21 protein-coding genes are annotated in these 19,757 nt (G+C 72.6%); 14 read left to right on the top strand and 7 right to left on the bottom strand.

What is annotated here, in order from left to right; all coding sequences use genetic code 11:
• Positions 1–53 precede the first annotated feature (53 nt).
• From HJG45_RS25830 to radC (HJG45_RS25805), 6 genes are all read right to left on the bottom strand, one after another.
• The gene (locus HJG45_RS25830) at positions 54–1,598 is read right to left on the bottom strand and encodes a CHASE2 domain-containing protein (protein WP_171616503.1); all 1,545 of its coding nucleotides are present in this window, start codon (positions 1,596–1,598) and stop codon (positions 54–56) included.
• A gap of 170 nt (positions 1,599–1,768) precedes the next feature.
• Positions 1,769–2,233, bottom strand: coding sequence for a hypothetical protein (locus tag HJG45_RS25825; RefSeq protein WP_171616501.1), 465 nt, complete (start codon positions 2,231–2,233; stop codon positions 1,769–1,771).
• Positions 2,230–2,976: an NRDE family protein gene (locus tag HJG45_RS25820; RefSeq protein ID WP_171616500.1), complete on the bottom strand. Its 747-nt coding sequence runs from the start codon at positions 2,974–2,976 to the stop codon at positions 2,230–2,232. Before HJG45_RS25820 ends, HJG45_RS25825 begins: the two co-directional genes overlap by 4 nt.
• 37 nt (positions 2,977–3,013) lie before the next feature.
• Positions 3,014–3,304, bottom strand: a complete 291-nt coding sequence (locus HJG45_RS25815; protein ID WP_171616452.1) for a hypothetical protein — start codon at positions 3,302–3,304, stop codon at positions 3,014–3,016.
• Between the two features lie 87 nt (positions 3,305–3,391).
• A complete protein-coding gene (purB, locus tag HJG45_RS25810) occupies positions 3,392–4,729 on the bottom strand; it encodes an adenylosuccinate lyase (protein WP_171616498.1) in 1,338 nt (445 codons plus the stop codon).
• 291 nt (positions 4,730–5,020) lie between these two features.
• Positions 5,021–5,926, bottom strand: a complete 906-nt coding sequence (gene radC, locus HJG45_RS25805; RefSeq protein ID WP_408902037.1) for a DNA repair protein RadC — start codon at positions 5,924–5,926, stop codon at positions 5,021–5,023.
• Positions 5,927–6,143: 217 nt separating this feature from the next.
• Between radC (HJG45_RS25805) and HJG45_RS25800 the strand changes: the two genes are divergently transcribed.
• The 10 genes from HJG45_RS25800 to HJG45_RS25755 all read left to right on the top strand — a co-directional run bounded on the left by HJG45_RS25800 (position 6,144) and on the right by HJG45_RS25755 (position 14,020).
• Positions 6,144–6,830: a TerC family protein gene (locus tag HJG45_RS25800; RefSeq protein ID WP_254452793.1), complete on the top strand. Its 687-nt coding sequence runs from the start codon at positions 6,144–6,146 to the stop codon at positions 6,828–6,830.
• A 79-nt stretch (positions 6,831–6,909) separates the two neighbouring features.
• Positions 6,910–7,815: a methyltransferase domain-containing protein gene (locus tag HJG45_RS25795; RefSeq protein ID WP_171616496.1), complete on the top strand. Its 906-nt coding sequence runs from the start codon at positions 6,910–6,912 to the stop codon at positions 7,813–7,815.
• A 115-nt stretch (positions 7,816–7,930) separates the two neighbouring features.
• Positions 7,931–8,737 carry a type I methionyl aminopeptidase gene (gene map / locus HJG45_RS25790; protein WP_171616494.1) on the top strand — a complete coding sequence of 269 codons (807 nt, stop codon included), beginning with the start codon at positions 7,931–7,933 and terminating at the stop codon, positions 8,735–8,737.
• A gap of 219 nt (positions 8,738–8,956) precedes the next feature.
• Positions 8,957–9,880 (top strand): RadC family protein, encoded by a 924-nt coding sequence (gene radC / locus HJG45_RS25785; protein WP_254452792.1) that lies wholly within the window; start codon positions 8,957–8,959, stop codon positions 9,878–9,880.
• A 166-nt stretch (positions 9,881–10,046) separates the two neighbouring features.
• A complete protein-coding gene (locus HJG45_RS25780) occupies positions 10,047–11,639 on the top strand; it encodes a rhodanese-like domain-containing protein (RefSeq protein WP_171616492.1) in 1,593 nt (530 codons plus the stop codon).
• The gene (locus HJG45_RS25775) at positions 11,639–12,448 is read left to right on the top strand and encodes a ComF family protein (protein WP_171616490.1); all 810 of its coding nucleotides are present in this window, start codon (positions 11,639–11,641) and stop codon (positions 12,446–12,448) included. The genes HJG45_RS25780 and HJG45_RS25775 overlap by 1 nt, the downstream gene beginning before the upstream one ends.
• A 152-nt stretch (positions 12,449–12,600) precedes the next feature.
• Entirely contained in the window at positions 12,601–12,783 is a 183-nt protein-coding gene (locus tag HJG45_RS25770; protein WP_171616488.1) for a hypothetical protein, read from the top strand.
• 41 nt (positions 12,784–12,824) lie between these two features.
• Complete coding sequence (gene grxC / locus HJG45_RS25765) at positions 12,825–13,082, top strand: glutaredoxin 3 (protein ID WP_171616575.1); 258 nt, start codon at positions 12,825–12,827, stop codon at positions 13,080–13,082.
• A 111-nt stretch (positions 13,083–13,193) separates the two neighbouring features.
• Positions 13,194–13,682: a DUF1178 family protein gene (locus HJG45_RS25760; protein ID WP_171616485.1), complete on the top strand. Its 489-nt coding sequence runs from the start codon at positions 13,194–13,196 to the stop codon at positions 13,680–13,682.
• On the top strand, positions 13,679–14,020 hold the full coding sequence (locus tag HJG45_RS25755; protein ID WP_171616483.1) for a hypothetical protein: 342 nt from the start codon (positions 13,679–13,681) through the stop codon (positions 14,018–14,020). The genes HJG45_RS25760 and HJG45_RS25755 overlap by 4 nt, the downstream gene beginning before the upstream one ends.
• Before the next feature lie 9 nt (positions 14,021–14,029).
• Here HJG45_RS25755 and ubiG read toward each other — a convergent pair whose 3' ends face one another.
• A complete protein-coding gene (ubiG, locus tag HJG45_RS25750; protein WP_171616481.1) occupies positions 14,030–14,770 on the bottom strand; it encodes a bifunctional 2-polyprenyl-6-hydroxyphenol methylase/3-demethylubiquinol 3-O-methyltransferase UbiG in 741 nt (246 codons plus the stop codon).
• Between the two features lie 144 nt (positions 14,771–14,914).
• Between ubiG and HJG45_RS25745 the strand changes: the two genes are divergently transcribed.
• The 4 genes from HJG45_RS25745 to ispG all read left to right on the top strand — a co-directional run bounded on the left by HJG45_RS25745 (position 14,915) and on the right by ispG (position 19,751).
• A complete protein-coding gene (locus tag HJG45_RS25745) occupies positions 14,915–16,141 on the top strand; it encodes an aspartate kinase (protein ID WP_171616479.1) in 1,227 nt (408 codons plus the stop codon).
• Positions 16,141–17,214, top strand: coding sequence for an NAD(P)H-dependent flavin oxidoreductase (locus HJG45_RS25740; RefSeq protein WP_408902036.1), 1,074 nt, complete (start codon positions 16,141–16,143; stop codon positions 17,212–17,214). Before HJG45_RS25745 ends, HJG45_RS25740 begins: the two co-directional genes overlap by 1 nt.
• Positions 17,215–17,364: 150 nt before the next feature.
• Positions 17,365–18,270: a helix-turn-helix domain-containing protein gene (locus HJG45_RS25735; protein ID WP_171616474.1), complete on the top strand. Its 906-nt coding sequence runs from the start codon at positions 17,365–17,367 to the stop codon at positions 18,268–18,270.
• A gap of 311 nt (positions 18,271–18,581) precedes the next feature.
• A complete protein-coding gene (ispG, locus tag HJG45_RS25730; protein WP_171616472.1) occupies positions 18,582–19,751 on the top strand; it encodes a flavodoxin-dependent (E)-4-hydroxy-3-methylbut-2-enyl-diphosphate synthase in 1,170 nt (389 codons plus the stop codon).
• Positions 19,752–19,757: the final 6 nt, after the last annotated feature.

The following is a 19,757-nucleotide window of genomic DNA, read 5'->3' as shown; positions in this document are numbered from 1 at the left end:
ATAGCGCTGTGAGCGCGAGGCAAGTCAGCCATCGGGCCAAGGATCGATGGGCGTCACCTTCTGAGCTTGGCGTCATCGGTGTTTCCTCCTGGGACGGGCCTTAAGCCTATGGCGGGAGACTGCGGGGTGCCGGACCGTGCAACGACGTGACGCTCCGGAGAATGCTCGAGCTTCCCGTGAAGATAATTCATGAATTTCAAAAATTGCTCGCTGATGGAAAGAATAAATAAAGTTATCATAACATCAACGGCACTTATTCTAAGAAGAACAATAAAAATAATAAGAATGAAGGTGACCATCGCCAAGGGCGGCACAGGCCGAAGCCAAGTATGACTCAAAAGGGCTGTTATTACCATGGCGGCGCTGGAAACAATATCGGACCAATCTATCTCAGAAATAATTTTTGTTCTCTTAAATCCCCAATAGTTGTCGGGGCCGAAGCGAAGCAAGTTGTCGAGTGCCATGGCGTGCAGCATCACGCCCGGCACCTCGGCGCCGGACGGCATGTGGACCACATCCGGATCGCCCTCGCCGCGTCCCGAGCCGATCAGCACGATGCGGCCGGCAAATGGGCTGGGGCGCTCGGAATCAGGCCCGCCCATCTCCGCCGTATCCGCCTCAAGCTGAGATGCCGTGATGGAGTCGACCGGCAGGCAGGGCTCGAACGGCACGATCCACTTGGAGGACGGGCTGGCGAAATGCTGCTCCGCCCGTGGGATCAAGGCGCCGAGGATGGCCAGGAAGGGGGGATCGGTTCGGTCGCACGTGCCCTGGATGCGGGCTCGCTCCATCGGCGACCCTCGGGTCTGCCAAGCGACGAGCATCTTGTCGTCTTCGTCGGCCGCGGCGAGGTCGCGCGACGCTCCATGGCCGAAGACGACTCTGTAGAGGGCCGGGGCCGGTGTAAGCACCGCCGCCGGCGGATCGGCACCGTGCTGCGATGACGCTTGCTCGCCGTTCGCAGCGGGCGAGAGGACTGCGAGTGGATAGTGCGAGGCATATTCCTCGGCGTCCCAGCGGATCGACGCCGTATCGCGCGCTGCGCAGGCGATATCCGGATGCGTCCGGCCAACAGGCCGGTCATCCGCAAGTTGCTGCTTCGATCTTGGTTCGGCGCAGGGACGTCGGGTGAGGCCGCTCGGCAGCGGCGGTCTCAGGATCTCACCCAGCAAGATCGGAACCTTCGCTTCCTCGAGTGTTGTCTTGAGGCTGTCGAAGTCCTGATCGCTGCGTGGCGTCTCGAAAACGAAATCAAGGAACACTGCGCGCGGTCCATGCTCCAGCACCTGCCGAAGGAGGTGTGCATGCATGTGCCAAGCGATAGGCCAGAGCCCTTGGCGGTCGCCGCCCTGGACGTAAGCCTCGTCGATGAGCAGGACCGCGACATTCGTCCCTGGGTTCCTGTCGCTTGTGATGCCCAGGCGGGTCGAAAGCCCATAGAGATGCCCGATTGTCCGGCTGACGAATTCACGGCCATGCAGGCGCAACGCACCGTCGATGCCGAAGGGGTCCAAGAGGGCGAAACACAGATACAGGCCGGCATAGAACAGCCAGCGGCGCTTGCGGGAGAGGCCGGTCGATGCGGACGGTGCGCCCATGTCTCTCCACCCCTTGTGGGACGGATTAGCGCATGCGTTATGTTATATTCGCAATTCTAACAAAGTTTAGAGACAAAGCGTTTTCGCAATCGTGATGCTGGCCCAGCCGGAGCGCCAGACAGTGTGTTGAGCGTGGCGCGTTTGTCGGTTGCAGGAAATGGCGGCCCGCCTCAGCGCGCCAGCGCCCCCGGCAGCACCCCCGCGACGACCTCGCTGCCGGCGGCGAGCAGCACCAGGTCCGTCCCGACCGCGCGATACCGGTAGCCGGGAAAATAGGGCAGGCGCATCGCCAGCTCCGGCGGCAGCGGTGCGCCGCCCGCATCCTGCGGCAGGGCCCGGCCGCGCACCAGCGGCCGGGACGGCGGTTCGGGCGGCGTCCAGTCCGGATTGGCCTCGAGCCAGGCGCGGACCTCCTGCCGGTCGACCGGGTTGAGCACCGGTCCCGCCGCCGTCCCGCCGCCCGTCTGGGCCGCCGGCTTCGCCGGGCGCCGTGCGGCGGGCGTCGCCGCATGCGTCGGGGCCTTCGCGCGCGCGGGCTGGCGGCCCGGCCGGGCCGGCTCGGCGCCCGCCGGCGCGCCCGCCAGGGCGGGCAGCAGCAGGGCGAGCGCCAGCAAGGCGCGGCGCCGGCCGCTCATGCCGGCGCCGCCTGCAGCGCCACCGGCCGGAAGGGCGCCAGGCCGGCCGGGCCAGCGGCGAATTCCCAGCGCAGCCCGCCCTTCGCATCGATCGCCAGCAGGCTGGCGCAGACCGTCCCGAAACCGTCCGCCGGCGGCACCCGCAGCGCATCGGCCCGGCTGGCGGCGAGGCTGTCATCGGCGAGCAGCGCCGCCCATCCCGTCCAGTCCCCCTGCTCCGGCATGGGCGGCGGGGCGGCGCGGAAGCGGGGCAGGTGGCGGGCGGTGCGCGGGCTGTCCAGGTCGTTCGGGTCGTGTGCCGTGACCATGGAGATGCCGGAGGGCAGCAACTCGGCCACCGGATGGCCGTGTCCCTCGCCGCGCAGGAAGATCCCGCCCCGCTGGTCGGCGAGCACCATGTTGAAGGGGCGCCACTCGGCGGCCGGCAGGGCGGTGATGGCGCTTGCCGCCGCGGCGGCGCTGTCGGCGGCAAGCGCCAGCAGCGGCAACTCGCCGCGGCTTCGCTTGCCGGGGGCGGGGCCGAGGCTACCTGGGCGGTTCAGCACCGTCGCCACCACCCCGGCGCGGTTCGCGGCCATCCAGGTGCCGCCGCCGCCGCGGTCCCGGCCGCCGACCACCCCCGGCCGGTCCGGCCACCAGGGGCCGGGCGCGTCCCAGGGCCGGCCCAGCATCTCGTCGCGGTTGGCGGCGATCAGCACCGGCCAGGCATGGCCCGGCCGGTGCAGCAGGATCACGGTGCACATGCGGCGGCCCCCCGGTTCGCGGGACGCCGCCCTGCAGTTAGCGGATGTAGAGTCCGAAGCCCGGCGGCGGCGGGGGCGGCGGCGCGTAGTAGCGCGGCGGCGGCGGAAAATAGGCTGGCGGCGGGCCGTAATAGGGCCGCGGCGGCGGCGGCCGGTAATAGACCGGCGGCGGCGGGGGCGGCCGCCAGTAGCGCGGCGGCGGGCGGTAGTAGTAGCCGGGCCCTGGGCCAGGCCCGTACCAATAGGCCTGGGCCTCGGCCGCGGGCGTGAAGGCCATGCCGGCAAGCCCGGCCATGGCAGCCAGCAGGGTCAGTGTCAGGCGGCGCATCGCACCAATGCTCCTCATCTCCCTCCGATATAGGCAGGCGATGGGGCGGAAAGGGGGCGGCGGGACGGCTTGGCCAGGGCAGGGGCATCACGCCGCCGCGAAGACCCGGGCGAAGATCGTGTCGACATGGCGGAAGTCGCGCTGCGGGTCCATCGCCGCCGCCAGCGCCGCGGCGTCCAGCCGGCCGGCGACATCCGGGTTGGCCAGCAGGTTCTCGGCGAAGCTGCGGGCATCCGCCTTGCCGAGGCGGGTCCAGGTCGCCATCGCCGCCTGCTGCACGGCGGCATAGGCCGCCTCGCGGCTCAGCCCGGCCTGGGTCAGCGCCAGCAGCACCTTCTGCGAATGCACGACGCCGCCGAGCCCCTCCAGGTTCTCCTGCATCCGCTCGGGATAGACGGTCAGCTTCTCCATCATGCCGGTGGCGCGGGCGAGGGCGAAGTCGAGGCCGATGGTCGCGTCCGGCGCGATCACCCGCTCGACCGAGGAATGGCTGATGTCCCGCTCATGCCACAGCGCGACATTCTCCAGCGCCGGGACGACATGGCTGCGCACCAGCCGGGCGAGGCCGGTGAGGTTCTCGCTCAGCACCGGGTTGCGCTTGTGCGGCATGGCCGAGGAGCCCTTCTGGCCGGCATGGAAGAACTCCTCCGCCTCGCGCACCTCGCTGCGCTGCAGGTGCCGCACCTCGGTCGCCAGCCGCTCCAGCGAGGCCGCCGTCACCGCCAGTGCCGCGAAGAAGGCGGCGTGCCGGTCGCGCGGGATGACCTGGGTGGAGACCGGCTCCACGGCGAGGCCGAGCCGCTCCGCGACGAAGGCCTCCACCCGGGGATCGACGCTGGCGAAGGTGCCGACCGGGCCGCTGATGGCGCAGGTGGCGATCTCCGCCCGCGCCGCCACCAGCCGGGCCCGGTTGCGGGCGAACTCGGCATGGAAGCCGGCGAGCTTGAGCCCGAAGGTGGTCGGCTCGGCATGGATGCCGTGGCTGCGGCCGATGGTGGGCGTGTACTTGTGCTCCTCGGCCCGCGCCTTCAGGGCGGCCAGGAGCGCATCGACATCGGCGATCAGCAGGTCGGCGGCGCGCACCATCTGCACCGAGAGGCAGGTGTCGAGCACGTCGGAGCTGGTCATGCCCTGGTGCATGAAGCGGGCTTCCGGCCCGATGCCCTCGCCCATCCAGGTGAGGAAGGCGATGACGTCGTGCCGCGTGACCCGCTCGATGGCGTCGATCGCCTCCACCTCGGCCGGGCCGATCGAGGCGGCGCGCGGCATGCCCTTCTCGCGGATCGCCCGGGCGGCCTCGGCCGGGATGGTGCCGAGCATGGCCATCGCCTCGGCGGCGAGCGCCTCGATCTCGAACCAGATCCGGAAGCGCTCCTCGGGGGACCAGATCGCGGCCATCTGCGGGCGGGTGTAGCGGGGGACCATCCGGGGCCTCGGCGTTCGGGCGGCCGCGCCGGGGCGCGGCGGCGATGCGATGCCGCCGGGTTTGAACCGCCCGGCGCCCGCTTGGCAAGGGCGCGGGCGGCGATGGGTCCGGCGGCGCCCGTACCCGGCTCACGCGGCTCCAGGCCGCGGCCCGCAGGGCCGGGCGCCCGAACGGACGCCGCCGGTCGCGTCGTCAGGCGCGCCTGTCGGCGCGACGCGGCGAAGCCAAGCTGCCGGAGGCAGCGCCCGGCGTTTGAGGGGAAGGACGGTGAAACCGCCCTGCGCGCCGCATCACAATAATCCGGCGTCGCGGAAGCTGAACCAGCCGCCATGGCCGATGATGATGTGGTCGTGCAGGGCGATCGAGAAGATGGCGGCGGCCTGCTTGACCTCGCGCGTCATGGCAATGTCGGGGCCGGAGGGCTTGGTGTCGCCCGAGGGGTGGTTGTGCACCATGATCAGCGCGGTGGCGTGCAGCTCGAGCGCCCGCTTGACCACCTCGCGCGGATAGACCGGCGTGTGGTTGACCGTCCCGCGGGCCTGCGCCTCGTCGGCGATCAGCCGGTTGCGGGTGTCGAGGTAGAGGACGCGGAACTGCTCCACCTTCTCCCGCGCGATCGCGGCCGTCAGGTAGTCCATCAGCCGGTCCCAGTTGTTCAGCACCGGCTGCTCCAGCACCTCGGCCCGCATCATGCGCAGCGCCGAGGCCTGGACGAGCTTGAGGGCGGCGACGCTGTGCGGCCCGAGGCCGCGGGTCTCGAGCAGCGTCCTGGTCGGCGTGGCGAGGACGTTGCCGAAGCTGCCGAAGCGGTTGATCAGCGCCTTGGCCAGCGGCTTGGTGTCGCCCTTCGGCATGGCGAGGAAGAGCAGCATCTCCAGCAGCTCGTAATCCGCCAGCGCCTCGGGGCCGCGCTCGAGCAGCTTGTCGCGCATGCGGGCGCGATGGCCGTGCGGGCCGGTGCTCGGGAAGGGCAGGGCGGTCGAGAGGGGCGGCTCCGCCGCGGCCGTGGCCGTCCCCTCGGCCATGGCGGTGGCGGGCGAGGCGCCGGGCCGGCGGAAATCGGCCGGGCAGCTGGTCTCGGCCAAGCCCTGCCCCGGCCGCGGCGATGCGGCCTCGGGGAAGCGTCGCCCGCCGCCTCCCGGCCGCATGACCTCGGCGGTCCCGCCCCGCCCGTCGAACAGCTTCCGCAGCCACACCGTCAGGCCCTCATCCTGCGCCGGCGAAACTTTGCCATAACGCGAAAAATTGCGAAGGGAAAATCCACTATTAGTTAATCTCCCCCCTGGGGTGCCGACTGGCCCGGTGGCCACGCCGCGCCTCCATTCCTGCCGACCAGCGCCGCGCCGGCTTGCCCGCAGTCCGGATTTCGGCCAAATCGCGCAACATTTTTCGATTGGCCGGAGACGTCGCCGCATGGACATGACCTCGCTGATGGCGAGCTGGAACTGGTTCACGCTCACCGAGATCCTCGGCGTGAATATCATCCTGTCGGGCGACAACGCGGTCCTCATCGCCCTCGCCGCCGCCGGCCTGCCGGCCGAGCAACGGCCGCGCGCCATCATGTTCGGCATGGTGCTGGCCGTGGTGCTGCGCATCGTCCTGAGCGTCGCCGCGGTGCAGCTCCTCGCCGTCCCCGGCCTGCTGCTGGTCGGCGGGCTGCTGCTGCTCTGGATCGCCTTCACCTTCTTCCGGGAGCTGCGCGCCGAGGACAAGGAGGAGGAGAGCGGCGACCACAGCCATCACGAGACCAAGACCATGGCGACGGCGCTCCGCCAGATCGTCATCGCCGACGTCTCGATGAGCCTCGACAACGTCCTCGCCGTCGCCGGCGCGGCGCATGGCAACATGCCGATGCTGGTGCTCGGCCTCGTCATCTCCATCCTGCTGATGGGCGTCGCGGCGACGCTGATCTCGAAGCTGCTCGAGCGCTATCGCTGGATCGCCTATCTCGGCGTGGCGCTGATCGTCTGGATCGGCGTGAAGATGATCTGGGAGGACGTGCACCGGCTCGGCCTGCTCGGCGGCGCGGCGCATGCCGCCCTGCAGCAGCGCCCGGCCCTCGTCGCGGCGCCGCCGGCCGCGCCAGGCTTGCCGGGCTGAGGTTGGTCGCCACCGGGCGGCGGGGCATGGCCATCCCGGACGTGACATCGGGTTGGCGCCGCCCCACCTGGAGGGCGGCATGACCCACTCCGAACGCGACCCGATGCGGGTCTTCGACCGGCGGCTGGTGCGGCGCCGCCGCGACCGGGCCGCCGCCACCGTCGCGCAGGTGGCGCCGGTGCTGGAAGCGGCCGCCGACGGCCTGCTGGACCGGCTGGACGACACCACCCGCCGCTTCTCACGCGCTCTCGAGATCGGCGGCCGCGGGGTGATCGCGCCGCGGCTGCGGGCGCGCGGCATCCCCTTCGTCGTCTCCCTCGACCTCTCGCCGCGCATGGCCGCGCTCGCCGGCGGCCGGGCGGTCGCCGGCGACGAGGAATGGCTGCCCTTCGCCGCCGGGAGCTTCGACCTGGTGGTGGCCAGCCTGTCGCTGCACTGGGTCAACGACCTGCCCGGCGCGTTGCTGCAGATCCGCCGTGCCCTGCGGCCGGACGGGCTGTTCCTCGCCTCGCTTCCCGGGCTCGGCACGCTGCAGGAGCTGCGCGAGGCGCTGGCCTCGGCCGAGGGCGAGCTGCGCGACGGCCTCTCGCCGCGCGTCTCGCCCTTCCCCGAGCTGCGCGACCTGGCCGGGCTGCTGCAGCGGGCAGGCTTCGCCCTCCCGGTCGCCGATGCCGAGACGCTGCCGCTGCGCTACCGCAACCCGATGGCGCTCTTCCACGACCTGCGCGCCGCCGGGGAGACCAACGCGGTGCTGGCCCGCGACCCGCGCGTGCCGCCGCGGGCGCTGCTGCCGCTGGCCGCAAGCCGCCTGCCGGAGGATGCCGAGGGCATCCGGGCGAGCCTCCGGCTGCTGGTGATGACCGGCTGGGCGCCGCATGAGAGCCAGAGCCGGCCGGCGCGGCCGGGCAGCGCCACGGTGCGGCTGGCCGAGGCGCTGGGGGTCGAGGAGCGCGGCGCGGGGGAGGCGACCGGCCGGCCGCATTGAGGCCTGCATGGCCCGCAGCCCCGCCGCGCGGCCTGGGTACGGAGCGGCGCTTGCTTCCCGTGCCCCTCGCGCGCATCTTCTCGGCCACCACACTCGCCAGAGACAGTCGCGCACCATGGACCAGCAGGGCGGCGATTCCCGCCGCATCACCCTCCATTCCCCCGAGGATTTCGCCCCCATGCGGCGGGCCGGCCAGCTGGCGGCGGCCGCGCTCGACATGATCACCCCGCATGTGCGGCCGGGCGTCACCACCGAGGAGCTGGACCGGCTCTGCCACGACTTCATCCTGGCGCATGGCGCGACGCCGGCGCCGCTCGGCTATCGCGGCTACCCGAAGTCGATCTGCACCTCGATCAACCACGTGGTCTGCCACGGCATCCCCGGCGAGCGGGTGCTGGCGGATGGCGACATCCTGAACATCGACGTCACCGTCATCCTGGATGGCTGGCACGGCGATTCCAGCCGCATGTACGTGGCCGGCCAAGCCTCGACCAAGGCGCGGCTGCTGCTCGACGTGACCTATGAGTCGCTGATGCGGGGCATCGAGGCGACCCGGCCCGGGGCGACGCTCGGCGATATCGGGCATGCCATCCAGACGGTCGTCGAGCGCCACCGCTTCTCGGTCGTGCGCGACTTCTGCGGCCACGGCATCGGCCGCCGCTTCCACGAGCCGCCGAACGTGCTGCATTTCGGCCGCCCCGGCGAGGGGCCGGTGCTGAAGCCGGGCATGTTCTTCACCATCGAGCCGATGGTGAATGTCGGCCGGCCGGACGTGAAGATCCTCGACGATGGCTGGACCGCGGTGACGCGCGACCGCAGCCTCTCCGCCCAGTTCGAGCACATGGTCGGCGTCACCGAGACCGGCTGCGAGGTCTTCACCTACTCGCCGGCCGGCCTGCACCACCCGCCTTACGAGGGCTGAAGCCCGAAGGGGCCTGGGGGCCTGCCGCCGCGTCTGGCGGTGGGCTGGAGCGTGATCGCTTGAGGTGGAAACATCGGAAAGCGTGACTCACGCGACCGAACAACGGCCTGGACCATGATCCGCGATCCTGTGTGAGCGGGGCATGGTCTAGTTGCGGTGGACTGGCGCCGACATTCCGCTATCATAACGCACATCCCCGACCGGAGGATGCGGCGCAGCATGCCGAAAGCCGATCCCGGCCCCACTGGCAACGCCGTGCCGCAGGCCGAGGCCGGCGCGCCGCCCCATGCCGGGCATGACGAGGCCATGCCGGGCGAGGGTGGCTTTGCCGAAGCCGGACTGGCGCTGCCCTTATCCTTGCCCCTGCCATTGCCGTCCGGCCCGGCGGCCTCGGGGCCGCGGGGCAACGGCCTCCGGCGCCGCGGCGCCGGGCCGTCGCTGCCCGGCCTGACGCCGGCCGCGGAGGCCGCGCCGCCTGGCCATCTCGGCCACCGCGCCCGCATGCGCCAGCGTCTGCTGCAGGCCGGGCCCGAGGCGGTGCTGGACCACGAGCTGCTGGAGATGGTGCTCTTCCTCGCCCTGCCGCGGCGGGACACCAAGCCGCTCGCCCGCGCCCTGCTGGCGCGCTTCGGCAGCTTCGCCGATGCCGTCGCGGCGCCGCCGGCCGAGCTGCGCGCCGTCGAGGGTCTCGGCGAGGCCGGCATGGCGGCGCTGAAGACCGTGCAGGCCGCGGCGCTCCGCCTCGCGCGCGGCGCGCTGCGCCAGGGCGTCCTGCTCGATCGCTGGGACCGGCTGATCGACTACCTGACCATCCAACTGGCGCGCGAGCGGGTGGAGCAGCTGCATGTCCTCTACCTCGACGCCCGCAACCACCTCATCGCCGACGAGGTTGCGGGCCGCGGCACCGTCAACCACACCCCCGTCTATCCGCGCGAGCTGGTGCGGCGCGCGCTCGAATTGCAGGCGACGGCCCTCATCCTGGTCCACAACCACCCGAGCGGCGATCCCACCCCCTCGCGGGCGGATATCGAGATGACCGCCGAGGTGAAGGCCGCGGCGGCGCTGCTCGGCCTGGTGCTGCACGACCATGTCATCATCGGCAACGGCCGGCATGTCTCGCTGCGCCAGGCGGGGCTGCTGTGAGGCATGGGGAGGGGGGCGGGGCTTTTCAGGCGGCGCCGGCGGCGGGACAACCCTCCGAGGGGCGGGCCGCCGGCATCCGGACCGGGCCGCGCCGCAGGAGGAGACCCGCCATGAGCCGAGACCAATCCCGCCGCGCCTCGCATCCCCGCCCGGCGGGCTGAGCGCCATGCGCCGGATCGACGCGCCGGGCCTGAAGGCCTGGATCGGGGACGGGCGGGAGCTCGCCATCCTCGATGCGCGGGAGGATGGCGAGTTCGGCCGCTCGCACCTCTTCTGGGCCAATCCCTGCCCGCTCTCCCGCGCCGAGTTGCGGGCACGGGCGATCCTGCCGCGCCTCGGCGTGCGGATCTGCTGCGTCGATGGCGGGGACGGGGGGCTGGCGGAACGGCTGGCCACCTATCTGGAAGGGATCGGCTGCACCGATGTCGCGGTGCTCGAGGGCGGCACGCCAGCCTGGGCGGCGGCCGGCTACGTGCTGTTCTCCGGCGTCAACGTGCCCTCCAAGGCCTTCGGCGAATGGGTGGAGCACCGCTACCACACGCCCTCGGTCGATCCCGGCGAGCTCAAGGCGATGATGGAGGGCGGCCAGGACATGGTCGTGCTCGACAGCCGCCCGATGGACGAGTTCCGCCGCATGTCCATCCCCGGCGCCATCGACGTGCCGGGCGGCGAGCTGGTCTACCGCATCGGCGAGATCGCGCCGCGGCCGGAGACCACCATCGTGGTGAACTGCGCCGGCCGCACCCGCAGCATCATGGGGGCCGAGAGCCTGCGCAGCGCCGGCGTGCCGAACAAGGTGGTCGCCCTGCGCAACGGCACCATGGGCTGGGAGCTGGCCGGCTTCGCCTGCGATCGCGGCCGCTCGGCGAGCTTCCCGCGCGGCACGCCGGAGAGCCTGCCGACCGCGCTCGCGCGCGCCCGGGCCTTCGCCGATCGCTGGGGCGTGCGCCGGCTCGACCGCGCCGGCCTCGCCGCGCTGCGGGCCGAGGCGGACCGCACGACCTATCTGCTCGACGTGCGGGACCCGGAGGAATACCTGGTCGGCCACCTGCCGGGCAGCCGCATGGCGCCGGGCGGGCAGCTCGTGCAGGGCACCGACAACTGGGTCGCGGTGCGCGGCGCGCGGATCGTGCTGGTGGACGATACCGGGGTGAGGGCGCTGATGACCGGCGGCTGGCTGCGCCAGCTCGGCGGCTGGGAGGTGCATGTGCTGGAGGACGGGCTGGCCGGCCCTCTTGAGATCGGGCCCTGGGTGCCGGACTGCCCCGAGGCGGCGGCGCTCGCGCCCGCCCTGGTGGCGCCGGAGGTGCTGGCCGCCGAGCTCGCGGCCGGCACGGCGCAGGTGGTGCAGGTCACCCGCTCGCTCGATTTCCGCGAGGCGCACCTGCCGGGCGCGCTCTGGGGCGTGCGGACGCGGCTGGCGGCGCTGCGGCCGCGCCTGCAACCGGGCCGGCGCATCGCGGTCGTGGCGCATGACGAGACCTTGGGGCGGCTGGCGGTGCCGGAGCTGGAGGCGCTCGGCCTCGGGCCGGTCGCGCTGCTCGCGGGTGGTCTCGGCGCCTGGCGCGCCGCCGGCCTGCCGCTGCGGGCGGACCGGCGCAACCCCGAGGATGCCGACTGCATCGACGTCTATCTCCGCCCCTATGACCGCAATGACGGGGTCGAGGCGGCGATGCGGGAATACCTCTCCTGGGAGATCGACCTGGTGCATGAGGTCGCCCGCGACGGCGATGCCCGCTTCGGCGAGGCCGCGGCCTGATGCAGCGGGCCGCGGCCGGCCCGGACCCGCGCCCTTCCCTGGGCCCGTCCCTGGCGCGCAGGCTCGGCCCGCCGCTGCGGCGCTGGGGCGAGCTGGCTCTCGATGCCCTGCTGCCGCCGCATTGCCTCACCTGCGACGCCGCGGTGGACGCGCAGGGGCATCTCTGCGCCGGCTGCTTCGGCCGGCTCACCTTCATCACCGCGCCGCTCTGCCGCTGCTGCGGCGTGCCCTTTCCGCATGCCGGCGCCGGCCCGCTCTGCCCGGGCTGCGCGTCCGCCCCGCCGGTCTTCGAGGCCGCCCGCGCGGCGCTGCGCTACGATGCCGGGGCGCAGCGGCTGATCCTGCCCTTCAAGCATGGCGACCGCACCGAATTCGCCGGCCTGCTCGCCCGGCACATGGCCCGGGCCGGGGCGGCGCTGTTGGCGCGGGCCGAGCTGGTGGTCCCGGTGCCGCTGCACTGGCGGCGCCTGCTGGCGCGTCGCTACAACCAATCCGCCCTGCTCGGCGCCAGGCTGGCCCGGCAGGCGGGGCTGCCGCACGCCCCGGACCTGCTGCGGCGCCGGCGGCGGACGCCGCCCCTCGGGGCGCTGGGCGCGGCGGAGCGGGCGGCGGCGCTCGAGGATGCCTTCGCCGTCTCCCGGGGCGGCGCGGCGCGCATCGCCGGGCGGCGGGTGCTGCTGATCGACGATGTCATGACCTCGGGCGCGACGGCCGAGGGCTGCGCCCGGGTGCTGCTGGCGGCCGGAGCGGCGGCGGTGGAGGTGCTGGCGGCGGCGCGGGTTCCGGACCCGCGGCTGGAGCGGGCATAGCCTTGCCCATTGGTCAGCGAAATCGCCAGTAACGCGATATCACTTGCCAGAGATCCATCGTTGCGCACATGATCGCAGCATGGCCCGGTGAACGCTATGTCACCCCGGCGCCATCTCCCCTTGAAGGCATCAGATACGCCGCTGGAGGCCGCATGTCCGAGATCGTGCACGGCACCCCCCCGCTGCCGCGCGACAGGTCCGCGTTTGCCCTGCCGGCCACGCGCCGGCGCATCATCGCCAGGCCGGAGGAGCCGCCGGCCCGCCTGCTTACCATGCTGGCCGTGGCCTTCCTCCTCGCCAGCCCCGTGATCACGGTGTTGCTCGTGGTCCCTTGACGGCGCTTGAACCGGCCATGCCGGCCGCCAAACTGTCAGGCATGGCCAAGGTCGAGATCTACACCACCGTCTTCTGCCCCTATTGCGAGCGCGCCAAGGCGCTGCTCGGCCGCAAGGGCGTCGCTTTCGAGGAAGTGGACGCCCCGAACGGCTCCCAGGCCCGCAAGGACGCCATCGCGCGCTCCGGCGGCCGCACCACGGTGCCGCAGATATTCATCGATGGCGAGGCGATCGGCGGCTCCGACGATCTCCTGGCCCTCGAGCGCGCCGGCAAGCTCGACGCGCTGCTCGGAACCTGACGCAGTTTCCATTCGGCCTGGCAAGGAGTTGGCAGTCGCGCTTCGGGAGTGCCATCCTATATTGATGGGTGACGCGCCCCGGCATCGCCGCGGGCCGGGGAAAGCGACGGGATGATCCACTACGATCTGCAATGCGGCGCCGGCCACGAATTCGACGGCTGGTTCAAGGACAGCAGCGCCTATGAGGCTCAGGCGAGCGCGGGCTTCGTGGAATGCCCGGTCTGCGGCAGCCATGCGGTGTCGAAGCGCCTGATGGCGCCGGCGATCCCGAAGAAGGGCCGCAGCCGAGCCAAGGAAGCGGTGCCGGCCCCGCCGGTCGTGCCGCCGGCACCGCCCGCCGCAGCCGCCGAGGCAGGCCCGGCGGCCGCCGGGCCGGTGCCCGCCCAGGTCCTGGCGCTGCTGCAGCGCATGCGGGCCGAGGTCGAGAAGAACTGCGACTATGTCGGCAAGGATTTCGCCGAGGAGGCGCGGCGGATGCACCGCGGCGAGAGCGACCATCGCGGCATCTACGGCGAGGCCTCGGATGCCGATACCGAGGCGCTGCGGGACGAGGGCATCGAGGTGGCGCGCCTGCCCTGGGTGCCGCGCGCCGACGGATGAGGCGCGGCGCCCGCCTCGCCCTGGCCTTGCTGCTGGGCCCGCCGGGCCTGGCCCTTCTGTCCGGCCCGGCGGCCCTGGCCGAGGAGCCGGGCCGCGAGACGCGCCGCTACCATGACGCCGCCGGCCGCCTGACCGGCCAGGCCGAGAGCCGCGGCGGCGTGACCCGTTACACCGACGGCGCCGGCCGCTTGACGGGCCGGGCCGAGACGCGGGATGGGGTGACCCGGTTCACCGACGCCGCCGGCCGGGTGACGGGCCGCGCGGAGACCCGCGGCGACGTGGCCCGCTACACGGACGGCGCCGGCCGGCTGACGGGCCGGGCCGAGACGCGGCGATAGGGGCCGGTCTCAGCCGGCGACCGCCATCATCAGGTAGTTCACCCCGACATCGCGGCTGACCCGCCAGCGCCCGGTCAGCGGGTCCATGCTCAACCCGGCGATGTCGGCGACGCGCAGCCCCGCCTGGCGCAGCGCCGCGCCGAGTTCGGACGGGCGGACGAAGAGGCGCCAGTCATGCGTGCCGACCGGCAGCAGCCGCAGCAGGTATTCGGCGCCGAGCTTGGCGAAGAGCCAGGAGCGCGGCGTGCGGTTCAGCGTCGAGAGGAACAGCGCGCCGCCGGGCCGCAGCAGCGCCGCGAGGTGCCGGCAGAAGGCCTCGCGGTCGGCGACATGCTCGACCACTTCGAGCGACAGCACGGCATCGAAGCGCCCCCGATGCGTCGCGGCCAAATCCTCCGGCAGGCCCTCGCGGTAGTCGATGGCGAGGCCGCCGGCCGCCGCATGCGTCCGCGCCGCGGCGAGGGCCGCGGCGGCGGCGTCGAGCCCGGTCACCCGCGCCCCGGCCCGGGCGAGCGCCTCCGCGGCGAGGCCGGCGCCGCAGCCGGCATCGAGGATGGCGAGCCCCTCCAGCGGCCGTGGCGCCGCCGGGTCGCGGCCGTGGCGGCGGGCAATCCGGGCGATGATCCAGCCCATCCGCGCCGGGTTCATGGCGTGCAGCGGCCGCATCGGCCCCTCGGGGTTCCACCAATCCGCCGCCAGCCGGTCGAATTTGGCGATCTCCGCCCCGATCGCCGTGCCCTCGCGCGCCATCCCGCCGCCTCCCTCTCCTCGCCGCCGGGCGCGGCAATGTTGCAGCGCGTGGGCCGGCTCTGTATCTGTGCCGGCCTTCCCGCGCGCGCAACCGCGCGGAGAGCTGCCCTCACCGACCGCAATACGCCCGGGAAGCGCCTTCTGATGGCCCGCATCGTGATGAAGTTCGGCGGTACCTCCGTCGCCGATCTCGACCGTATCCGCAACGTCGCCGGCCGCGTGCAGCGGGAGGTGCAGGCGGGGAGCGAGGTCGCCGTCGTCGTCTCCGCCATGTCGGGCGTGACCAACCAGCTGGTGAAGTGGTGCCAGGAGCTCTCGCCGCTGCACGATGCGCGCGAGTACGACACGGTGGTGGCGACCGGCGAGCAGGTGACGATCGGCCTGCTGGCGATCGCGCTGCAGAGCCTCGGCGTCGATGCCCGCTCCTGGCAGGGCTGGCAGGTCCCGATCCTGACCGATGGCGCGCATGGCAAGGCGCGGGTCGAGCGGATCGAGGGCGCGACGCTGATCGAGCGGATGCGGGCCGGGCAGGTGCCGGTGGTGGCCGGCTTCCAGGGCGTCGAGCCGGTGCGCAACCGGGTGACGACGCTCGGCCGCGGCGGCTCCGACCTCTCGGCGGTCGCGCTCGCCGCCGCGGTCAGGGCGGATCGTTGCGACATCTACACCGATGTCGACGGCATCTACACCACCGACCCGCGCATCGTGCCGCGCGCCCGCAAGCTCGAGCGCATTTCCTACGAGGAGATGCTGGAACTCGCCTCGGTCGGCGCCAAGGTGCTGCAGACCCGCTCGGTCGAGCTCGCCATGAAGCAGCGGGTGCGGGTGCAGGTGCTCTCCAGCTTCGAGGACAAGCCAGGCTCCCTGGTCGTGGATGAGGAAGAGATCGTGGAACAGCCGATCGTCACCGGCATCGCCTATTCGCGGGACGACGCCAAGCTCACCCTGCGGCGGGTGCCGGACCGGCCGGGCGTCGCCGCCGGCGTCTTCGGCGCCATGGCCGCCGCGAACGTCAATGTCGACATGATCGTGCAGAATCTCGGCGCCGACGGCACCACCGACATGACCTTCACCGTCGGCAAGGCCGATCTCGCCCGCGCCCAGGACGCGCTCGAGAAGGCGCGCGGCGAGCTTGGCTTCGAGAGCGTCCTCGCCGATCCCGAGGTGGCGAAGATCAGCGTCGTCGGCGTCGGCATGCGCAGCCATGCCGGCGTCGCCAACACCATGTTTAGCGCCCTGGCCGAGAAGGGCATCAACATCCAGGTCATCTCGACCAGCGAGATCAAGGTGAGCGTGCTGGTCGGCGCCGAATACACCGAGCTCGCGGTGCGCGCCCTGCACACCGCCTATGGCCTCGACGGCCCGGCCGGCTGATGCCGATGGACAGCCTCGCCCCCGCCACACCGACGCCCCAGCCAACGCCCGGCCCCGCCCTGCAGCGGCTGATGGCGCGCGGCGCCGCCTTCCTCGGCAGCCGCGTCGCCCTGATGGGCGGGGCGATGAGCTGGGTGAGCGAGCGGCACCTGGTCGCCGCCCTCTCCAATGCCGGCGCCTTCGGCACCATCGCCTGCGGCGCGATGGAGCCGGACCGGCTGGCCGAGGAGATCGCCGGCACCCAGGCGCTGACCGACCGGCCCTTCGGCGTCAACCTCATCACCATGCATCCGCGGCTGCAGCCGCTGGTCGAGACCTGCCTCGCCGCGAAGGTGAGCCACATTGTCTTCGCCGGCGGCATCCCGCCCGGCGCCGCCATCCGCGCGGCGAAGGAGGGGGGCGCCAAGGTGGTCTGCTTCGCCCCGGCGCTGGCGCTGGCGAAGAAGCTGGTCCGCTCCGGCGCCGATGCGCTGGTGATCGAGGGCTCCGAGGCGGGCGGGCATATCGGCCCGGTCTCGCTCAACGTCCTGGCGCAGGAGATCCTGCCGGCGCTGGCGGAGGAGGTGCCGATCTTCGTCGCCGGCGGCATCGGCCGCGGCGAGGCGATCCTCTCCTATCTCGAGATGGGTGCGGCCGGCGCCCAGCTCGGCACCCGCTTCGTCTGCGCCGCCGAGAGCATCGCGCATCCCCGCTTCAAGCAGGCCTTCCTCCGCGGCGCGGCGCGCGACGCGGTGCCGACGGTGCAACTCGATGCGCGCTTCCCGGTGATCCCGGTGCGGGCGCTGCAGAACGAGGGCACCAAGCGCTTCATGGAGCACCAGGCGACGGTGCTGGCGCGCTTCCAGTCGGGCGCCCTGGGCAAGGAGGAGGCGCAGCTCGAGATCGAGCATTTCTGGGCCGGCGCCCTGCGGCGCGCGGTGATCGAGGGCGATGTCGAGCAGGGCAGCCTGATGGCTGGCCAGAGCATCGGCATGGTGACCGCGATCCAGCCCGCGGCGGAGATCATCGCCGAGCTGCTCGCCCAGGCCGAGGCGGCGCTCGCCCGGCGGCAGGGGGCCGGCGCCGCTGGCTGACCCGGGCGGCCCGGCCGCCGTAGGGAGGCCGGGGAGGGGGAGAAGCCAGGGGGACACGCATGTCCTTGGCATGACATTGCATGATGCAAACGCGAAATCAGTTTGCCCTCATGCCACCTCTGGGCTACAGCGCAAGGCGTGCCGGACGCCATGAAGCGCCACGCCCCCGCTGCCGCATCCGCCCCCGAGCCGGCCCGGCTGGGAGCCGAGCTGCGCGATGCGCGCCTCGCCCTCGGCCTGTCGGTCGAGGATCTGGCCCGTTCGCTCCGCATCCGTCGGGCCTATCTGGAAGCGTTGGAGGAGGGGCGGCTGGCCGGGCTGCCGGTCCCTGCCTACGCCACTGGCTTCGTGCGCGCCTATGCCCGCGCCCTCGGCCTCGACGAGGCGGAGACGGTGCGCCGCTTCCGCGCGGCGGTCGGCCCGCAGGCGGCGCGCCCGGGCGACCTGGTCTTCCCCGAGCCGGTGCCGGATCGCGGCGCGCCGACGGGGGCGACGATCCTGCTTGGCGCGCTGCTCGCGCTCGGCGCCTATATCGGCTGGTATGCCTGGTCCGGGACGGGCGAGCGGCTGGTGGATGCCGTGCCGCCACCGCCCGCGATCGGCGAGGCGGCCGCGCTCGCGCCGCCCAATCCGGCCAACGCGCAGGCGTCTCCGGCGCCCGCCCCGGCGCTCCCGCAGGCGCCAGGGCCGGACGCCATGCCCGCGGCGCAGCCGGCGCCGCCCGCCATCGCCGCGCCCGACTCCCCGGCACCGCCGGATGCCGGTCGGATCGTGCTGCGGGCCCGCAGCGAGGCCTGGATCCAGGTGCGGGACCGGCAGGGCGGCCCGGTGCTGGTCAACCGGCTGCTGCGCCCGGGCGAGAGCTGGCAGGCGCCGAAGGAGGGGCTGCTGCTCACCACCGGCAATGCCGACGGGCTGGAGGTGCTGGTGGATGGCGAGGCCGTCGCCGGCCTCGGACCGGGCCGGACGGTCCGCCGCGACCTGCTGCTCGACCCCGAGCGGCTGAAAGCCGGCCTGCCGCCCCTCGCCGCCGCGGGCCGCGCCGCGCCGCCGTGACCGCCGCAGCAGCGTAACCGTTTGATGACATTCCTGCCGCGGCGCGGCGGCGATGCAGAGCAGATCGCGGGAGGGGGAGACCGCCCGGAGGCGAGACTCTGCCCTGAAAACAACAGGCTACATCGGAGCAGCGTTCAATCTTGAACGCAATCCGCTGTCGTCCCGCGGCGATCGGGCCTATGGGATTGGGCTCGGCGCTGCCATATTGCGCCGGACTGGGTATCGGCAGTGTGGCGTGCCGAGGGGTATGCCAGCGCCGCCCCGCCCACAGCCCCTGCCGCCGGCCTGTTTCGGAAGATCCGGGATTTCGCATGAGCTACCGCCCCTATCAGCAGATCACCCGCCGCAAGTCCCGCCAGATCATGGTGGGCAAGGTGCCGGTCGGGGGCGATGCGCCGATCACCGTCCAGACCATGACCAACACGCCGACCGAGGATGCGGCGGCGACCATCGCCCAGATCCGCCGCGCCGAGGTGGCGGGCGTCGACATCGTCCGCGTCTCCTGCCCGACGCCGGAGAGCACGGCGGCGCTGGCCGAGATCGTGCGCGAGGTGAACGTCCCGATCGTCGCCGACATCCACTTCCATTACCGCCGCGCCATCGAGGCGGCGAAGGCCGGCGCCGCCTGCCTGCGCATCAACCCGGGCAATATCGGCAGCGCCGAGCGGGTGAAGGAGGTGGTGAAGGCCGCCCGCGACCATGGCTGCTCCATCCGCATCGGCGTCAATGGCGGCAGCCTGGAGAAGCACCTGCTGGAGAAATACGGCGAGCCGAACCCGGAAGCGCTGGTCGAGAGCGCGCTCTGGCACGCCGCGCACCTGCAGGACAACGACTTCCACGAATTCAAGATCAGCGTGAAGGCGAGCGACGTCTTCCTGGCCGTCGCCGCCTACAGCCAGCTCGCCGAGGTCTGCGACCACCCGCTGCATATCGGCATCACCGAGGCGGGCGGGCGCCGTACCGGCACGGTGAAGAGCGCCATCGGGCTCGGCAACCTGCTCTGGTCCGGCATCGGCGACACCCTGCGCGTCTCCCTCTCCGCCGAGCCGGAGGAGGAGGTGCATGTCGGCTGGGAGATGCTGAAGTCGCTCGGCCTGCGGCATCGCGGGGTGAAGATCATCTCCTGCCCCTCCTGCGCCCGGCAGGGCTTCAACGTCATCCGGACGGTGGAGACGCTGGAGGAGCGGCTGGCGCATATCGAGGTGCCGATCACCCTCTCCATCATCGGCTGCGTGGTGAACGGGCCGGGCGAGGCGCTGATGACCGATATCGGCCTCACCGGCGGCGGCGCCGGCCGGCACATGGTCTATGCCGCCGGCAAGACCGACCACACGGTGGACGAGGCGGCGATGATCGACCACCTGGTCGGGCTGGTGGAGACGAAGGCCGCCGCCATCAAGGCGGAGGAGGCGGCGCGGAAGGCCGCCGAGGCCGCGGCCCAGCTGGCGGCCCCAGTGGCGGCGGCCCAGGCGGCCGAGTAGGGCGGC

The sequence above is a fragment of the Roseicella sp. DB1501 genome (assembly GCF_013112485.1).
In the GTDB taxonomy this organism is placed as follows: Bacteria; Pseudomonadota; Alphaproteobacteria; order Acetobacterales; family Acetobacteraceae; genus Paracraurococcus.
Note: the sequence above shows the minus strand (reverse complement) of the source record. Positions and strands in the feature narration are given on the sequence as shown.